13 protein-coding genes are annotated in these 16661 nt (G+C 63.2%); 4 read left to right on the forward strand and 9 right to left on the reverse strand.

Translation table 11 applies throughout. The features are described 5' to 3' along the window. Window positions 1–131: 131 nt before the first annotated feature. The 9 genes from EOA13_RS09750 to EOA13_RS09790 form a co-directional block, all read right to left on the reverse strand. Complete coding sequence (locus EOA13_RS09750) at window positions 132–890, reverse strand: FkbM family methyltransferase (RefSeq protein ID WP_127291822.1); 759 nt, start codon at window positions 888–890, stop codon at window positions 132–134. Beyond that, on the reverse strand, window positions 887–2119 hold the full coding sequence (locus EOA13_RS09755) for a DUF2029 domain-containing protein (protein WP_127291825.1): 1233 nt from the start codon (window positions 2117–2119) through the stop codon (window positions 887–889). Before EOA13_RS09755 ends, EOA13_RS09750 begins: the two co-directional genes overlap by 4 nt. 21 nt (window positions 2120–2140) lie before the next feature. Then, entirely contained in the window at window positions 2141–3613 is a 1473-nt protein-coding gene (locus EOA13_RS09760) for an aspartate aminotransferase family protein (protein WP_127291826.1), read from the reverse strand. Between the two features lie 62 nt (window positions 3614–3675). Continuing rightward, window positions 3676–4683, reverse strand: a complete 1008-nt coding sequence (locus tag EOA13_RS09765; protein WP_127291829.1) for an NAD(P)-dependent oxidoreductase — start codon at window positions 4681–4683, stop codon at window positions 3676–3678. After that, window positions 4680–5114 carry an EamA family transporter gene (locus EOA13_RS09770; RefSeq protein ID WP_127291832.1) on the reverse strand — a complete coding sequence of 145 codons (435 nt, stop codon included), beginning with the start codon at window positions 5112–5114 and terminating at the stop codon, window positions 4680–4682. The genes EOA13_RS09765 and EOA13_RS09770 overlap by 4 nt, the downstream gene beginning before the upstream one ends. A gap of 124 nt (window positions 5115–5238) precedes the next feature. Beyond that, window positions 5239–6591: an FAD-binding oxidoreductase gene (locus tag EOA13_RS09775; RefSeq protein ID WP_127291835.1), complete on the reverse strand. Its 1353-nt coding sequence runs from the start codon at window positions 6589–6591 to the stop codon at window positions 5239–5241. A 2-nt stretch (window positions 6592–6593) separates the two neighbouring features. Then, entirely contained in the window at window positions 6594–8027 is a 1434-nt protein-coding gene (locus EOA13_RS09780; RefSeq protein ID WP_127291837.1) for a UbiA family prenyltransferase, read from the reverse strand. Window positions 8028–8229: 202 nt separating this feature from the next. Next, window positions 8230–8493 carry a hypothetical protein gene (locus EOA13_RS09785; RefSeq protein ID WP_023812335.1) on the reverse strand — a complete coding sequence of 88 codons (264 nt, stop codon included), beginning with the start codon at window positions 8491–8493 and terminating at the stop codon, window positions 8230–8232. A 154-nt stretch (window positions 8494–8647) separates the two neighbouring features. Next, complete coding sequence (locus EOA13_RS09790; protein ID WP_127291840.1) at window positions 8648–11134, reverse strand: mechanosensitive ion channel family protein; 2487 nt, start codon at window positions 11132–11134, stop codon at window positions 8648–8650. A 240-nt stretch (window positions 11135–11374) separates the two neighbouring features. On the opposite strand from EOA13_RS09790, the gene EOA13_RS09795 reads away from it, so the two are divergent. From EOA13_RS09795 to EOA13_RS09810, 4 genes are all read left to right on the forward strand, one after another. Further along, window positions 11375–12634: a sarcosine oxidase subunit beta gene (locus tag EOA13_RS09795; protein ID WP_127291843.1), complete on the forward strand. Its 1260-nt coding sequence runs from the start codon at window positions 11375–11377 to the stop codon at window positions 12632–12634. Between the two features lie 69 nt (window positions 12635–12703). Beyond that, window positions 12704–13015 carry a sarcosine oxidase subunit delta gene (locus tag EOA13_RS09800; protein WP_127291845.1) on the forward strand — a complete coding sequence of 104 codons (312 nt, stop codon included), beginning with the start codon at window positions 12704–12706 and terminating at the stop codon, window positions 13013–13015. Further along, a complete protein-coding gene (locus EOA13_RS09805; protein WP_127291848.1) occupies window positions 13012–16005 on the forward strand; it encodes a sarcosine oxidase subunit alpha in 2994 nt (997 codons plus the stop codon). Before EOA13_RS09800 ends, EOA13_RS09805 begins: the two co-directional genes overlap by 4 nt. Next, window positions 15998–16585 (forward strand): sarcosine oxidase subunit gamma, encoded by a 588-nt coding sequence (locus tag EOA13_RS09810; protein WP_127291851.1) that lies wholly within the window; start codon window positions 15998–16000, stop codon window positions 16583–16585. Before EOA13_RS09805 ends, EOA13_RS09810 begins: the two co-directional genes overlap by 8 nt. The last annotated feature ends 76 nt before the right edge of the window (window positions 16586–16661 follow it).

The raw sequence follows: 16661 nt of genomic DNA on the forward strand, positions 1-16661 counted from the left end.
AGCGGGCGGACTATAGGGCGGAGCGGCAGCACGATTGAAGCCTGTTTGCGACATTGGCAAAAAGCCGAGCGACCAGACGGCAGAATGCTTCACACCGGCGCCTGGGGCGGTTCGCTTTTCGGTGGGCTAACTCAGGCGAAGGCCCAGATGTCCTCGGCCTGGAAACCGACCTGATAGCCTGATGTCTTCAGCTTGACCACGACCTGGCCGATCTCGGCGGCCAGCAGCGCGCCAACCTCGACCTTGATCATGCCGGGACGGTAGCGCTTGAGGTCGAGCTGTTCGAAGACGATCCAGTCGGCGCCCTCGCAATCGACGAGGAAAGCGTCGATATGGCTGATGCCGTTGCGGTCGAGCAGCGTCTGCAGGGTCTCGGATGGCACCTCGATATCCCTGAGATGCGGTGCGAACTTGTTGAAGTTGGCGTCGGCCTCGCCCCAGGCATTCTTGCCCGACATCAGATTGGTGTCGGTGACCGACGAGCAGCCGATGAATTCGATGGGCAGCGTGCCGGCCTCGAGCGCGGCGGCATCGAAGGTATGGACGGTGATCGTGCCCATGGCCTTCGTCACCGCCACCGGCTCGATGACGAAACGGTCCGTGTCGGGGTAGTTGGCGCGCAGCCGTTTCTGATTGTAGGGGATCGGCTCGACCAGCATCGCGCGTGCGCCGGCAATCCGGTGCAGCCACGGCGTCACATCGTCGAACAGCGCGCCGTCGCAGGCTCCGACATTGACCATCTGGAACGGCCGTCCTGTCCCACCAAACCGCGCCTTCAGCGCCGCCTTGGCCAGGAATTTCGTGCCGCGCAGTGAGGGCCCGCGATCGAGAACGCCACTGGGAAGACCAAGCGACAGGGCAACGCGCGCCAGGCTGGATAGCGAACTCATGACTTGTCTCCGGAAATGGCGTGCAAGGCGGCGGGACGCTTGCCGCGAGCCACGGCCGCCCACCACGCCATGAACGGCGTCGCCAGCAGCAGGAATGGCGGGATCAGATGCGGGAAATAGATGCGTGTGTCGTGGATCGGAAAGACGGTGAACTTCGCCAGCGCGCCGAGCACCAGTGCCGCGAACAGAATGCCGGCGCCGCGATCGAGGCGGAAGCCGGCGCGGGAGGTGGCAAACCAGCCGGCAAGTGCCAGCACCGACACGCCGACCCAATTGTTCAGGTTGACGGCGCGCAGCAGCGAGGTGGCGAAAGCTCTGAGATAGGCACCCACCGAGAATGGCGGTTCGAACCCGTCCATATTGTAGTGCTGCTCGATGCTGGAGAACCACAGATGCGGCCACCAGCCGGGATGATGCGCCCAGTGCGAGATGGCGAAATAGGCAACGAAGGAAGCGGCAAAACCGGCCAGCGCGCCCCATGCCCTCTGCCGGAACGCGACCAGCAGGATCGCGAAAATCGCAAGGAAAACAATATTGTCCGGCCGCACCATGAAGGCGAGGAAGAGCAGGATCGCCGTTGCCACCTCGCGGCCGCGGACATAGGCATAAAGCCCGCCCAGCAACAGCGCCGATGTGAGCAGATCCGGCGTCGAGGCGCGCGCCGCATCGCCGAAATCGGCCATGATCAGCACCGCGCCGACCACAGGCGCCAAGGCCAGTGCCCCCTCGGAGCGCAGCCACATCAGGGCGATCGCGCCGAACAGCAGAACCGAGAACACTGAGACCAGGCGCATCGCCTCGACCGGCGACATCACCGCGCTCATCGTCGACAGGATCTCGGCGTAGAGGAACTTGATCCGGTACATGCCGAGCAGCGAATGGAAGTCGGCGGCATTCTCCGCCATATGGCTGCGGAAGCCGCCGCCATCATCGGTCAGCGCCTTATAATCGCTTGCCGAAACGCCCGATTTGACTGTGTTGTAGGCATAGTCGTGCAGCGCTTGTGCATCGGGATAGGTGCCCTCCTCCGCTATGGCGAGATAGGGCAGCATGTCCCAGTTCGCGTCGGGCATCACCCACGCCGTGAACGCCGTCAAAAATATGTAGAGCGCGAAGGCCGCGGCGCCGATGGGTGCCGCCAGCCGCGCATAAGTCCCCTCGCCCCACGCCAGACCGGCCTCGGTGAGCCGGTCGAGTGGGTTTTGTGGAGCGGGCGACTTGGTCAGCATCGTTGTACCCAGCGAACTCGCTTAACGAACCTGGCTTTTGACGAAATCCTTGACGATCGACACGATGCCGCGCGACAGCAGGCTGTCGAAGGCATCGACGAAGCTGTCGACATGCTCGCGCTGGCAGATCAACGGCGGCTCCAGCCGGATGACGTTGCGGTTGTACTCGGTGAAGGCGACCAGCACGTCGTAGTCGCGCAGCAGCAACGCGCCGACGAAGCCCGACAGCGAGCCCTTCAGCTTGTCGTCGAGCACGCTGACGATCGGCCGCAGCACCATCGGCAAGGTCTGCGAGAAGTCGTGGAACTCCAGGCCGACCATAAAACCCTTGCCGCGCACATCCTTGATGATCTTCGGGTACTTTTCCCTGAGCGCTTGCAGCCGCTGCAACAGATAGTCGCCGGTGACGGCGGCGCTGTCGATCAGCCCCTCGTCATAGAGCACGTTGAGCCCCTCGATCGAAGTGACGCAGGCCTCGCCCATGCCGCCGAAGGTTGCCATGGCATGGATCATCGCCGTCTTGGGCGTGCCGTAGGCCTTCATGTAGACCTCGCGCCGGGCAATCATCGCGCCGACCGCCGCCTTGCCGGCGCCGAGCGACTTGGCCAGCGCCGTCACATCGGGAATGACGCCGTAATGCTCGAAGGCGTAGAAGCGGCCCGAACGGCCGTAGCCGCACTGAACTTCGTCGGCGACCCACAGCACGCCATACTGGTCGCACAACGCGCGCAGCTTCTGCCAATATTCAGCAGGCGCCTGGATGATGCCGCCGCCACCCTGGATGGTTTCCAGCACGATGACGCCGACCTCCGGATCGGAGCGGAACAGGCGCTCGACCGCCTCGATGTCGGCAAACGGGATGCGGACCGTGTTTTCGGCCACCTTGAAGTCGGCGCGGTAGAGTTGGCCGTCGGTGATGCCCAGCACACCCTTGGTCTTGCCATGGAAGGAGTTCTCGGCATAAACGATTTTCGGCCGTTTCGGACCGGCGGCGCGCTCGGCGAGCTTCACCGCCGCTTCCATCGCCTCCGAGCCGGACGAGCCCAGGAACACCATGTCGAGATCGCCGGGCGAGCATTGGGCGATGTTGTGCGCAAGTGCCGCCGCATATTGCGACATGAAGGCGATGGCGATTTCCTGGCGCTTCTCCTCCTGGAATTTCTTGCGTGCTTCCAGGATGCGCGGATGATTGTGGCCAAAGGCCAGCGAACCGAAGCCGCCGAAGAAGTCGAGGATCTTGCGGCCGTTCTGGTCGATGTAGAACATGCCTTCGGCACGCTCGATCTTGATCTTGTGGAAGCCGAGCAGCTTCATGAAGTGCAGCTGGCCGGGGTTGAGATGCGCCTTGAACAGGTCGGTCATGCGGGCGACGTCCATCGCCTTGGCCTGCTCGACGCTGATCAAATCGGGCTTGGCGATGGTGGCGGGCGACAGCGACGGCGCGCTGACCACGGTACGCACGTTCGTCTGTTCTGGCTTGGCCATGACGGTCATTTCAATCTCCTGTCTGCACGCACGACCAGGGTCGGGCGCAACGAAAGCTGTTTTGCGAGCCGCTATTCGGCGGGCACATGTTTGGTGGCGACTGCGTGGCCGGCTTTCTTTGCGCAGTACTCGCTATAGGCGGCGATCAGCATGTCCTCGTCGCGATATTGCGGCACCCAGCCGAGCTGGCGCCCGGCCTTGGACACGTCGAGCACGCAGTCCTCGTCGGCGATCAGATACTGTTCCGGGTCCATGATCGGCATGTTCAAGAGGTCGAGCAGGTCGAGCGTGCGCTTGACCGCCCAGCCCGGTGTCGGGATCAGGATCGATTTCGAGCCGGCATGCCTGACCAGATCGCCGAGCAATTTCTTGACCGGCGGCGGATTGAGCGAACCGAGATTGTAGGCCTCGTTTGGCACGCCGGCCTTCCAGGCCGCGCGCGCGGCCTCGGCGCAGTCGAACACCGAGATGAACTGATAGGGGTTCCTGCCCGAACCGATCATCGGCACCGGAAAGTTCCAATCGATCAGCTTGAACAGCTTTTCCAAGATGCCGAGCCGGCCTGGGCCGATGATCAGGCGCGGGCGAAACAGCGAGATCGACATGCCGCGCTTGCGCCATTCGGCCGCCAACTCCTCAGTCTTCTGCTTCGACCAGCCATATTCGCCCAGCGGCGCCACCGGGTGCTCCTCGGTCATCGGCTGCGTGACCGTGTGGCCGTAGATCATGTCGGTCGTGTAGTGGACGAGTTTTGACGCACCGGCTCTGTCCATGGCCTGCATGATGTGCTCGGTGCCATGAAAATTCACCGGGAAAAAGAAATCGTGCCGCTTGGCGCGCACCTGGATCGGCGACAGCATCTTGGCCGACAAATTGTAGACCATGTCATCAGCCTTCAGCCCAACCGCAGCGACCGACGCCGGATCGGTGACGTCGCACTGGATAAAGCGGACGGTGCGGTAATGCGGCAGATCGTTCTTGACGATGTCGGCGACGACAACCTCTTCACCATCGGCCACAAGCTTCGGGGCAAGATGGCGGCCGACGAAACCGTCGCCGCCGAAAATCACATGTCTCATCGAACGATCTCGTTTGCTTGGATCTTGTCGGGCGTGATGGAAGCGGTCTGGTCCTCATGCCCTCGCCCGCTTTGCGCGATCAGCACCGTGCCGGCGCAGATGAAGGCGATACCGGCGATGCGCCAGCCATTGAGGTCCTCGCGGAAGACGAAATAAGCAAAGATGGCGACGGCAACGTAGGCGAGGCTGAGGAATGGATAAGCGAAGGAGAGTTCGACCTTGGACAGCACATAGAGATGCGAGGCCATCGAGATGACGAAGGTACACAGGCCAAGGAACACCCACGGGCTGAAGACGATCTGCAGCAGCTTGACGAGCGGATTGACGCCCTCGAACGAGATCGGTCCGAGCGACATCATGCCTTGCTTCAGCATCAGCTGCGCGGCGGCATTGGTCATGACGGTAAAGAGAATGAAGACGATGTATTTCATGTGTTCCAAGCCACCCCTTCGCGCTTCCTATTACAAACCCGCAAACATTTGGTGAAGTCCCAACAATATTTTGAGTGAATTGCGTTGTTAATCATCAATTAACCAGGAATTATTCGAATTTTATCTATTCGGCCGCCTCGACCGAGCCTCGTCGCGCATCCAATCTCTTCGCGGTGCGCGCCCAGAAGTCAGACATGAAGGCGTGGTCGCGGAGCGCTTCCAGCCGCTGCCATTCGGGAAAGGACGAAGCGAAGATTTCGGCCCCCATGCGGGCGTCCTTGTACGGATTGACCGCGCCGCCGGCCTCGACCGTGATGCAGTCGAGCTCCCGCAGCAGCGCCAGCGTCGCAGCCCCCCTGTTGGGGAAATCCAGCGTCAGCGTGTAGCCGGGACGCGGGAACGACAGCAGCGCCGGCGAGCGGATGGAGCCGAAGCGTTTCAATACGGTGAGGAACGAGCCCTGCCCGGCTTGCCTTGCAGCCGCAAGCAATGCCGGCACGGCCTCGCGCGCCGCCGCTTCCGGCACCACGCTCTGGTGTTGGAAAAGCCCTTTCGGCCCATAAAGCCGGTTCCAGTCGCGCACGCCGTCGAGCGGGAAGAAGAAGCCCTGGTAGCCGGTCTGGCTCGGCGCCGTCGAGCGCCCTTTCTTCCACCTGTAGGCGGCGTTGAAGGCGGTCAGGAACGGCTGGTTGAGCACATTGAACGGCGGCTGGACCGGCACCGAGAAATTGCCGCCGGCGCGCGAGGCGGCATGCGAGCCGTGCTCGGCGTGATTGCCTGTAAACAGCAACCCGCGACCGCTGTTGCGGCCGCCGGCCAACTGGTCGATCCAGGCGACCGCATATTCGTTGGCCTGATCCGCCGCCTCGGCCAGGTCGAAGAATTCGCCAAGATCGCGAAACGGCGTCGCCTTTTCGACGATGTCGAGGGAATGCACCCGCATCAACCGGATCGAGGCCGACAGAATGAGGCCGGTCAGCCCCATGCCGCCGATCGTCGCCGCAAACAGCCGCGCATTGTCTGTCGCCGAGCAGCGATGGGTCTTTCCATCGGACCTGAGCAGCGTGAAGCTCTCGACATGGCAGCCGAAGGTGCCGCGCCGATGATGGTTCTTGCCATGCACGTCATTGGCGATGGCGCCGCCGAGCGTGACGAATTGCGTGCCTGGCACAATGGCGGGGAAGAGGCCGTAAGGGGCGGCGTGGGCGATGATGTCGGACAAGAGCACGCCGGCCTCGGCTTCGAGAACACCGGTTTCGGCGTTGAAGGCGTGGATCCGGTTCAGCGATCGCATATCGACGACCGCTCCGGCCTCGTTCTGGCAGGAATCGCCGTAGGAGCGGCCATTGCCATAGGCAAGCAGCGACGCCGGCTTGGCCTGACCGCCCTTCAGCAGCGCGATCGCCTCATCGGCCCCGATGGCGCGCGGCGCCGGCGGTGTGGCAAGGCCAAAGCTTGGGAAACGTCCGGCGGTCATGCCTACCAGCCCCCGATGACCAGCATCACCGCACCGATCAGCACCACGATCTGGCTGCGCCAGTCGCGGATGATGAACACGACCGGATCGTCATGCATCTCGTTGCGGCGCGCCAGGATCCAGACGCGCATGGTGAGATAAAGCACGATCGGCGCCAGCGGCCAGATCAGCCATGGATGCGGATAGAGCTCCCGCACCGCGACACTGTCCATGTAGAGCGCCAGCACCAGCGCCGAGGAGAAGGCCGAGGCCATGCCGGCCTGGGCGACGATCTCCTGGTCTTCCGTGCGATAGCCGCGACCGGCAATGCGCTCGCCAGGCGGGATGGCGGTGGTGCGCAATTCGACGAAGCGCTTCACCAGCGCCAGCGACAGGAAAAAGAAGATAGAGAAGGCCAGCAGCCAGAACGAGACGTCGACGCCGGTCGCCGCCGCACCGGCCAGGACGCGGATCGTGTAGAGGCCGGCGAGCGTCAGCACATCGACCAGCAGCATGCGCTTGAACGACAGCGAATAGGCAGTGGTGACGACCATGTAGCCGCCGAGCACAGCCATGAATTCGGGCGACAGGAACAGCCCGGTGCCGATGCCGATAGCCAGAAGCACCGCGATCGCGCCAAGTCCGAACGGGATCGACAGCGCACCGCTGGCGAACGGCCTGTTGCGCTTGGTGAGGTGCTTGCGGTCGAGCGCGAGGTCGAAGAAATCGTTGAGGATGTAGATGGCCGATGCCACCGCACTGAACGAGACGAATGCCAGCAGGCATTCCCAGATCATGTCGGTGTTGAAATATTCATGCGAGAGCACCATCGGCACTGCGATCAGCGAATTCTTTAGCCACTGATGGACACGCAGCATCTTGACGATGGTCCGCAAAGTCGGCTTTGGCGCCGGCATTGTCTCGGCGCCATGTGCCGCCTGCCAGCGCGCGGCATGGCGGTCGGGCGCGACGACGATCGCGTTGCGCGCTGCATCGAAGACCTGGAGATCGTGACGGCTGTTGCCGGCATAGTCGAAACCGCCATCGCCATAGGCTGCGATCAGCGAAGCGCGCTTCCTGCCCGAGGTGAGATTGGCGAGACCATCGGTGGCCAGCACCTGGTCGAAAATGCCGAGATGGGCCGCGATGGCGTCGGCGAACTTGCGCGGCGTACCGGTCGCCAGCACGATCTTGCGGCCTTCGCCGTGCTCGGTCCGGAGGCGGCAAAGCAGCACCTCGCGATAGGGCAGCGATGCCGGATCGATGTCGATGCGCTGCGCGATCGCCTGCTTCAGCCGCGCCGGCCCGCCGGCGGCCCAGAAAGGCACGAGGAAGATATAGAGCGGGTTCTTCTTGAGAAGGATGAACAGCCCTTCCCACAACAGGTCGGTCGCGATCAGCGTGCCGTCGAGATCGACCGCAAGCGGTATTGCGTTCCTGTCCGACCGCGCATCCATGTCCTGCCCTGCCCGCGTAGAGTTGCGCGCCGCTTTTCGGCGTCTTGAGGCTGGTATAGCGGGCGATGACGTAGCGAACGTTAAAACGCACGGTTGCAGACGGCTGCCATGGGGGTATTTCCGGCGTCATTGTTAAACAACCGCTACCGGAAACGATAAAAGGCCGGGCAAATTCCCGGCCTCCGCAATCGTGACGCCAGGATTACTTGATGCGGGCGACACCGCCCGAGATCTCGACGGTTTCCGAACCGGTCAGGGCTTCGAGGTCGCCATTGGGCAAGGTGACGAAGCAGCCATTCGGGCAGAACTCAACCGTTTCGCCACCGGCCAACGCAAGGTCGGTCTTGCTGCCGCCCTCGGTGACGACCAGCGTTCGGGTCTCGGCGTCCTTGTTGACCGCGCTCGCGGCATGGACCGAGCCGATAGCGGCGACCAGGGCGACGGCAGCGACGAGAGACTTCCACATGGTGCAATATCGGTGTTCCCACCGCCTCTGTTGCATTTCGCAAGGCATTTTCGCCTTTGCATGAAGCTTATATGAGATGGAAGCTGAACCGCAACTGAATGCCCCATTCATGCCGCAATCGGCTTTCGATGGTTGAGACCCACCGATTCCCAGCCTAGTCCGGATCCGGCTTCCTGGTTTTGCGGGACTTGACCAGTCGCTTCTTCTCCGCCTCGGCTTCGGCCTTCACCTGCTCCTGTTCGGCGAAGTCGGCCTCGATCTTGTCGTCGTCTGTCGGCCAGGCCTTGGGCTTGTGGGCCTCGACCACGGCGCGTGGCGTCGAGGGCATCTCGATGTGTTCGCTGCTGAATTTTTCAAGCACGGCAAAACGGATGTCGTTCTGCGCGATGTTGCCGTTCATCACATCGGCCAGGAACACGCGGATCTCGAATTCCAGGGCGGCAGGGCCGAAATTGGAAAATAGCACGAAGGGTTCGGGGTTCTTCAGCACCATCGGGTGGCTGCGGGCGATCTCCAGCAGGACGGCATGAACCTGCTTGACGTCGCTGCCATAGGCGACGCCGACCTTGATGTCGATGCGGCCGAGCTTGTTGCGGTGCGTCCAGTTGCCGACGGCGTTGTTGATCAGGTTCGAATTGGGCAGGATCACCGATTGCCGCTGGAAGGTTTCGATCTCGGTGGCGCGCACGCTGATCTTCTTGACTGTGCCGCTGACATCGCCGGCAACGATCCAGTCGCCCACCTTGAACGGCCGTTCGGCCAACAGGATCAGGCCGGAAACGAAATTGGACACCACGTTCTGCAGGCCAAAGCCGATACCGAGGGAAAGAGCGCCGGCGACCAGTGCCAGGCTGGACAGGTCGATGCCCGCCGCCGAGATGCCGACCAGTGCCGCAAGCGCGACGCCGGCATAGCCGACCGCCAGCCTGATCGAGTTGCGCACGCCGGTATCGACCTTGCCACGCGCCATCACGGAACCGTCGAGCCAGCCCTGGAACCAGCGCGTCAGGAAATAGCCTATGACGAAGACGACGATGCCGGAGAGGATGCCGGTGACCGAAATCGTCACCGAGCCGATGTTGATCCCGGTTGCGAGCTTGTAGGCCCAAGCCTGGATATCGCCGGGCTGGAAACCCCACATCAGCAGGATCAGAGGCAGGAACACCAGCACGATCATCACATTGATGGCAACGCTGACGACAAGGCCGAGCTGGTCGAGGGCCGTATCCTCGTAGCTGGAATTGGCCGACAGCCAGCGCCCGACGGTCGTGTTGGCGAAAGCACCCTCCTCGCCGATCGCCTGCGCCGACAGGAAGCCGATATAGGCGGTGATCAGCACGGTGCCGGTAACGACGACCTGCAGCGAAACGAACAGAGCAAGGCCGATGTAACCGAGCAGCGCCGCGACGATGGTGAAAAGACCGAGCGCAAGCGCCGTATAGCGCAGCCATGCCGGCCACGGCCGCCAGCTTCCGTCACGCGCCTTGAACGGCCTCAGCATCGCCATCAGGATCAGGATGACGCCGACGATGATGGTGGCGCCGAAACTGCGGGCGATGGTCAGCGACAGCGGCGAGCCCATCTTGTCGTTGATGACCGACAGGAAATAGTTGACGCCGATGACCACGGCCATGGCGGTTGTCAGCCGCACCAGCCAGCGCGCCGGACCTGTCTCGACGGGGATAAGGCGCCAATTCGGCAGCCGCGGCTCGAGCGCCGCATTGGTCAATCGGTTGACGCAGAACACCACCCCGATGACGGCCGCGAGCGCATTCAGGAAGAGGCCGATGTCGCCACGCAACACATTGTAATAGTTGAAAAAGAACACCGTGGAGGCCAAAAACACGCCGACCGCCAGCGTCGGCAGCAAGGTCGACCAGAAGGCCACCGACAAGCGGCTGAGATAGGATGGATCCTCATTGGCAGGGTCGGCTTCGAACACACGCCCGAACAGGCGCCGGCCACCGACCAGCAGCACCAGCGCCAGCCCGAGCGCCACGAAGGTTGCCGCCAGGATTGCCTGGAACTTGAACTTGAAAGCGAAGCTTAGCCATGACGACACCGCTTTGTAGAAATTGCCGAATTCGTCCCTGGCGTCCGAAAAGACCTGCGGGCTGAGCGCGTCGGACAGCACATAGCGCTTGGTGAGCACATTGCGGAACAGCTCGCTGCGCATGTTGCCGATCTTGTCGATCAGCCCGCTGATACGGATCGAAAGCGATTGGGCTTGCGCAATGACGGCGTTGATCTCCGCCTTTTCCGACACCAGCGCCTCGCGTTCGCCGCTGACGATGTCGGGCTCCGGCGGCTGACCCGCCGCAGGTGCCGCGCCAAGCTGCTCAAGACGGCTGTTGATCTCGCCAAGACGCGTACGGAAGGCCAGTGCGCTGTTCAGCGATTGCCGCGACAGTTCCTCGAGTTGCAAGCGGATATCGACAAGGCTGCTATCCTCCTCGCCGTCCTGCTGTATCTGCTTCTCGAAATTGTCGGTCTTGGTCGTCAGCGCCTGGATGATCTTCTGCTGGTCGGCGACCAGTCCGGCAGGCGCCTGGCCAAGCCCCTGTGCCACCGCATCGAACGACAGCGGCGCCGAGACGACAAGCGTGAGGATCAAAATGAGACGAAGCAATCGGAAAAGCATGATTTGTTGGCGACTCATCGGCGGCAAAGGCAATTTGAAAGCCTGCTCTTGATAAAGACGGCCCTATCATGGGGCAAGCCGTCGTATCGCGAGCCCGTCCGATCATTGGCCTCAACCGATCACTCACTCCGATTGATCCCATCCCAGGCGTCGGCCAGTCGAAAGGCGATGGCGCAATATTGGCTTTGCGGATGCGGCCTGCTCTATAGTCTGCCGCATCGCCCGAACCGGATGACATCAATGGCAGAGTACTCGGCCTTTTCGCTGCTCGCGAACGCGCTCAAGGGAAACAAGGATTGGAAGCCGGCATGGCGCAAGCCTGACCCGAAGGCGTCTTATGACGTCATCATCATCGGTGGCGGCGGTCACGGGCTGGCGACCGCCTATTATCTTGCCAAGGAACACGGCATCACCAATGTCGCCGTTGTGGAAAAGGGCTGGCTCGGCTCCGGCAATGTCGGCCGCAACACAACGGCGGTGCGCTCGAACTATCTGCTGCCGGCCAACACCCGCTTCTACGAACACTCGATGAAGCTGTGGGAAAACCTTTCGCACGAGCTCAACTACAATGTCATGTTCTCGCAGCGCGGCTGCCTGAACCTGGCGCACACGCCGGCCCAGTTCGACGACTATGCAAGACGCGGCAACGCCATGCGCCATCTCGGCGTCGATGCCGAATTGATGACGAAGGCTGAGATCAAACATCTGATTCCGGCGCTCGATATCTCCGACAGCGCGCGCTTTCCGGTGGTTGGCGGCCTGATGCAGCGACGCGCCGGCACCGCCCGCCATGATGCGGTGGCCTGGGGCTATGCGCGCGGCGCCGACCGTCGCGGCGTCGACATCATCGAAAACTGCGAGGTCACCGGCTTCCTGCGCGACGGCGACCGCATTTCAGGCGTGACGACGTCCCGTGGCGACATCCGCGCCAGGAAGGTGGCCGTTGCGGTCGCCGGCAGCACCGGACGTGTGATGCAACTGGCCGGCATCGAGACGATGCCGATCGAAAGCCATGTGCTGCAGGCCTTCGTCACGGAATCGCTGAAACCATTCATCGACACCGTAGTCACCTTCGGCATGGGCCATTTCTACATGTCTCAGTCGGACAAGGGCGGCCTCATCTATGGCGGCGACATCGACGGCTACAACAGCTACGCCCAACGCGGCAATCTGCCTGTCGTCGACGAGGTGATGAGCGAGATGCTGGCGCTGTTTCCGGGCCTTGCCCGCGTGCGCATGCTGCGCTCCTGGGGCGGTGTTTGCGATATGTCGATGGACGGCTCGCCGATCATCACAGCCGGTCCCCTGCCCGGCATGTATCTCAACTGCGGCTGGTGCTATGGCGGCTTCAAAGCGACGCCAGCTTCCGGCTGGTGCTTTGCCTGGACCATCGCCAAGGACCAGCCCCACGACCTCAACGCCCCCTTCACGCTCGACCGCTTCCACCGCGGCCTGGTGATCGACGACAAGGGCCAGGGTGCAAACCCACGGCTGCATTAGACCATGATCCGGAAAAGTGGATGCCGGTTTTCCGATAAGATCATGGTCAAACAAGAAGAATAGAATCCAATGTTGATCACTTGCCCCTATTGCGGCCCGCGCGACGTCACCGAGTTCACCTATCAGGGGGACGGCAACCGCGAGCGGCCCGACCCCGCCTCGCAGAATTTCGAGGCATGGAACGCCTATGTCTATGACAGGCTGAACCCGGCCGGCGACCACAACGAAATCTGGCAGCATTCCGGCGGTTGCCGCGCGCATCTGCGGGTCGTGCGCAACACGCTGACGCATGAGATTTTGAGCGTCGCCTTCGTAAGGGGTGATCATGGGCGCGGCGATCACACCTCGGCCGCGCGCCGCAAGGCGGAGGGCAAGTCATGAGCTCGCGCCGCACCGACACTGGCGGCCGCATCGACCGGCTGAAGACCATCCGCTTCACCTTCGACGGCGCGTCCTACACCGGCCATGCCGGCGACACGCTGGCATCGGCACTGCTGGCCAAGGGCGTCACCCTTTACGGGCGCTCATTCAAATACCACCGCCCGCGCGGCCTGCTGACGGCTGGCGTCGAGGAGCCCAACGCCCTGGTGACGGTGCTGAAGGGCGAGGTCCGCGAGCCCAACATTCCGGCAACCATGGTCGAGATCCATGACGGGCTGGTTGCCATCAGCCAGAACCGTTTTCCCTCGCTTGCCTGGGACATCAACGCCATCAACCAGCTCGGCGGCAAGATCCTGTCGGCCGGCTTCTACTACAAGACCTTCATGGGACCGGTATTCGGTCCGCTCAAAGGCACGCGCTTCTGGATGTTCTGCGAGCATTTCATCCGCCGCGCCGCCGGCCTCGGCAGCGCCGGATCGGCGAAGGACCCCGCCCGCTACGAACGCATGAACGCCTTTTGCGACGTGCTGGTGGTCGGCTCCGGCCCGGCCGGCCTGATGGCTGCCAAGGCCGCGGCCGATCAGGGCGCCCGCGTCATGCTGGCCGATCTCGAGCCGCGTTTCGGCGGCTCGGCCAACTGGTCGGATGAAACGATCGACGGCGCGCCGGCCGCAGACTGGGCCCGCCGCACCGTCGCCCAGCTCGAAGGCCGCGACAATGTCAGGCTTCTGCCGCGCACCACGGTGTGGGGCTATTACGACAACAACACGCTTGCCGCGCTCGAACGGGTCAGCGACCACAAGGAGCAGCCAGGCAAAGGCGAGCCGCGCCATCGCTACTGGGCGATCCGCGCCAAATCCGTGGTGCTGGCCACCGGCGCTTTCGAGCGGCCGCTGGTCTTCCCGGGCAATGACCGGCCAGGCGTGATGCTGGCGCATGCCGCCGAGCGCTATGCCAACGAATTCGGCGTGCTGCCGGGCGAGCGGATCGCGCTGTTCACCAACAATGACAGCGCCTATCGCGCTGCCATCGCCTTGAAGAATGCCGGTGCCGCGGTCGTCGCCATCGCAGACGTGCGGCCAGAACTTTCGCCGGAGATGCGCAAGCTGGCCGCGGAAGCCGAGGCCGAGATCTTTGCCGGCCATGCCGTCGTCGCCACCGAAGGCGGCAAGGCGCTGTCCGGCCTCAAACTGCAACGCTTCGACATGACCAATGGCGCACTCATCGGCGATGCACGCAGCATCCATGCCGATTGCCTGCTGATGTCGGGCGGCTGGTCGCCGACCATCCATCTGGCCAGCCAGGCCGGCGCCAAGGCGGAATGGAATGCCGCCCGGCAAGCCTTCCTGCCGCCGAAGCCGACACAGAGCTGGATCGGCGCCGGCGCCTTCACCGGCAGTTTTTCCACCACCGAAGCCATCGCCGAAGGCCGCGCCGCCGGCCTCGCCGCCGCCGGCGGGCAGAGCACACCGTCCGTGCTGCCGACCGTAGAAGCCGTGCCCGGCGATCCCGATCCCGCCCCGGTGTTCGAGATCAGGGCCAAGGGCAAGAGCTTTGTCGATTTCCAGCACGACGTTACAGCCGAGGACGTGCGACTTGCACACCGCGAAGGATTCGTCTCGGTCGAGCATCTGAAGCGCTACACCACGCTCGGCATGGCGACCGACCAGGGCAAGAGCTCCAACGTGCCTGGCCTGGCCATCATGGCCGAAGCGCTGGGCAAGCCGATCCCCGAGGTCGGCACGACGCGCTTCCGGCCGCCCTTTGCTCCGGTGTCGATCGGCTCGCTGGCGGCGGAACGCTTCGGCGACCTGAGGCCCGAGCGGCTGACGCCGATGCATGACTGGCACGTCGCCAATGGCGCGACGATGTATTCCGCTGGCCTCTGGTATCGCCCGATGATCTATGGCCATGCCGGCGAAACGGTCGAACAGGCCTATGTGCGGGAAGCCAAGGCGACACGCGACAGCGCCGGCATCGTCGACGTCTCGACACTGGGCAAGATTGCCGTGCAAGGACCCGACGCCGCCGCGTTCCTCGACCGCGTCTACACCAACATGTTTTCGACGCTGGCCGTCGGCAAAGCGCGCTACGGGCTGATGCTGCGCGAGGACGGCCTCGCCTTCGACGACGGCACCACCTGGCGCCTCGGCGAGCAGGATTTCCTGATGACCACCACCACGGCCAACGCCGGCAAGGTGATGCAGCATCTGGAGTATTTCCTCGACGTGATCTGGCCGGAGCTGAAAGTCCATGTCACCTCGGTGACCGACGAATGGGCGGGCGCTGCGATCGGCGGGCCGAAGGCCAGGCAGATCCTCGCCGCTTGTGTCACCGGCACATCGGTCGACAATACCACCTTGCCCTTCATGGGCATCGTGCGTGGCGAGATATCAGGCGTGTCGGTGATGATCTGCCGGCTCTCTTTCTCCGGTGAAATGGCGTTCGAGGTCTATTCCGGTGCCGGCTACGGTACCCATGTCTGGGAAGCCTTGATCGAGGCCGGCAAGCCGTTCGGGCTGGTCACCTACGGGCTCGAGGCGCTCGGCACGATGCGCATCGAAAAAGGCCATGTCACCGGCGCCGAGATCGACGGCCGCACCACGGCGCGCGACCTGCATCTCGACTGGATGCTGTCGAAGAAGAAGCCGTTCATCGGCTCGGCGATGATGGACCGCGAGGGCCTCATCGCATCCGACCGCCTGGAACTGGTCGGCCTGATTGCGCTCGACAACAAGCCGCTCAATGGCGGCGCGCACATCGTCGAAGAGGTTGACGAGGCCAATCCTCACGGCTCGATCGGTCACATCACCGCTTGCTGCTATTCGCCGGCGCTCGGCAAGCATATCGCGCTGGCACTGGTCAAGGGCGGCAAGGCACGGCGCGGCACCCGCGCCCATGTCTCCGATCCATTGCGCAACCGGTTCGGACCGGTCGAGATCGTCTCCAACCACTTCTTCGATCCGGAAGGGACCCGCATGCATGGTTGAGCGTCAATCGCCACTCGAACCGGAATTTCATGTCGGCTCGCACGGCAATTTCGAGCATGGCGTCGAGATCATCCTGACCGAGACGCGGCCGGGCTCGATCGTGCAGCTCGCCGCCTGGCCCGGCGAGGAGAAGAAGCTGATCGCGGCCATCCGCACCGTCACCGGACTTGCTCTGCCCGATGGCGCCGGCGGCGGATTGAGCGACGGCGTGAAGTCGGTGTTCGGCTTCGCGCCGGGAAAGTTCACCGTTGCCGACGAGGCCGAAGGGCTGGCCGCTGCCTTTGCCAAGGTGGTTACCCCGGCTATCGGTACGATCACCGACCTCTCGCATGGCCGCACCGCCATCCGCATTGCCGGGCCGAAGGCCGAATGGGTGCTGGCGAAATTCTTCGCCATCGACTTTTCGCTGCCGGCCTTTCCCGTCGGTGCCGGCCGCTCGACCACCCACCACGATGTCTTCGCCCAGATCCAGCGCACCGGCGCCGATCAGTTCGACATCTATGTCTTCCGCTCTTTCGCGCGCTCGTTCTGGAAGGCGCTCTGTCACGCCAGCGAGGAAGTCGGCTACGAGGTGCAATAGGCGGCGCGGCTACGCTTCTGGCATCAATGCCAGCCGGTTCTGCCGCTAGAGAATCGCGCCGCAGACGCCCATGATC

Origin of the sequence: Mesorhizobium sp. M7A.F.Ca.US.011.01.1.1 (assembly GCF_003998295.1) — a bacterium.
In the GTDB taxonomy this organism is placed as follows: Bacteria; Pseudomonadota; Alphaproteobacteria; order Rhizobiales; family Rhizobiaceae; genus Mesorhizobium.

Bases quoted from the DNA above. Each gene is read 5' to 3' on its own strand.
- EOA13_RS09750 (WP_127291822.1), bottom strand. From the start codon at position 890: ATGAGTTCGCTATCCAGCCTGGCGCGCGTTGCCCTGTCGCTTGGTCTT.
- EOA13_RS09755 (WP_127291825.1), bottom strand. From the start codon at position 2,119: ATGCTGACCAAGTCGCCCGCTCCACAAAACCCACTCGACCGGCTCACC.
- EOA13_RS09760 (WP_127291826.1), bottom strand. From the start codon at position 3,613: ATGACCGTCATGGCCAAGCCAGAACAGACGAACGTGCGTACCGTGGTC.
- EOA13_RS09765 (WP_127291829.1), bottom strand. From the start codon at position 4,683: ATGAGACATGTGATTTTCGGCGGCGACGGTTTCGTCGGCCGCCATCTT.
- EOA13_RS09770 (WP_127291832.1), bottom strand. From the start codon at position 5,114: ATGAAATACATCGTCTTCATTCTCTTTACCGTCATGACCAATGCCGCC.
- EOA13_RS09775 (WP_127291835.1), bottom strand. From the start codon at position 6,591: ATGACCGCCGGACGTTTCCCAAGCTTTGGCCTTGCCACACCGCCGGCG.
- EOA13_RS09780 (WP_127291837.1), bottom strand. From the start codon at position 8,027: ATGGATGCGCGGTCGGACAGGAACGCAATACCGCTTGCGGTCGATCTC.
- EOA13_RS09785 (WP_023812335.1), bottom strand. From the start codon at position 8,493: ATGTGGAAGTCTCTCGTCGCTGCCGTCGCCCTGGTCGCCGCTATCGGC.
- EOA13_RS09790 (WP_127291840.1), bottom strand. From the start codon at position 11,134: ATGCTTTTCCGATTGCTTCGTCTCATTTTGATCCTCACGCTTGTCGTC.
- EOA13_RS09795 (WP_127291843.1), top strand. From the start codon at position 11,375: ATGGCAGAGTACTCGGCCTTTTCGCTGCTCGCGAACGCGCTCAAGGGA.
- EOA13_RS09800 (WP_127291845.1), top strand. From the start codon at position 12,704: ATGTTGATCACTTGCCCCTATTGCGGCCCGCGCGACGTCACCGAGTTC.
- EOA13_RS09805 (WP_127291848.1), top strand. From the start codon at position 13,012: ATGAGCTCGCGCCGCACCGACACTGGCGGCCGCATCGACCGGCTGAAG.
- EOA13_RS09810 (WP_127291851.1), top strand. From the start codon at position 15,998: ATGGTTGAGCGTCAATCGCCACTCGAACCGGAATTTCATGTCGGCTCG.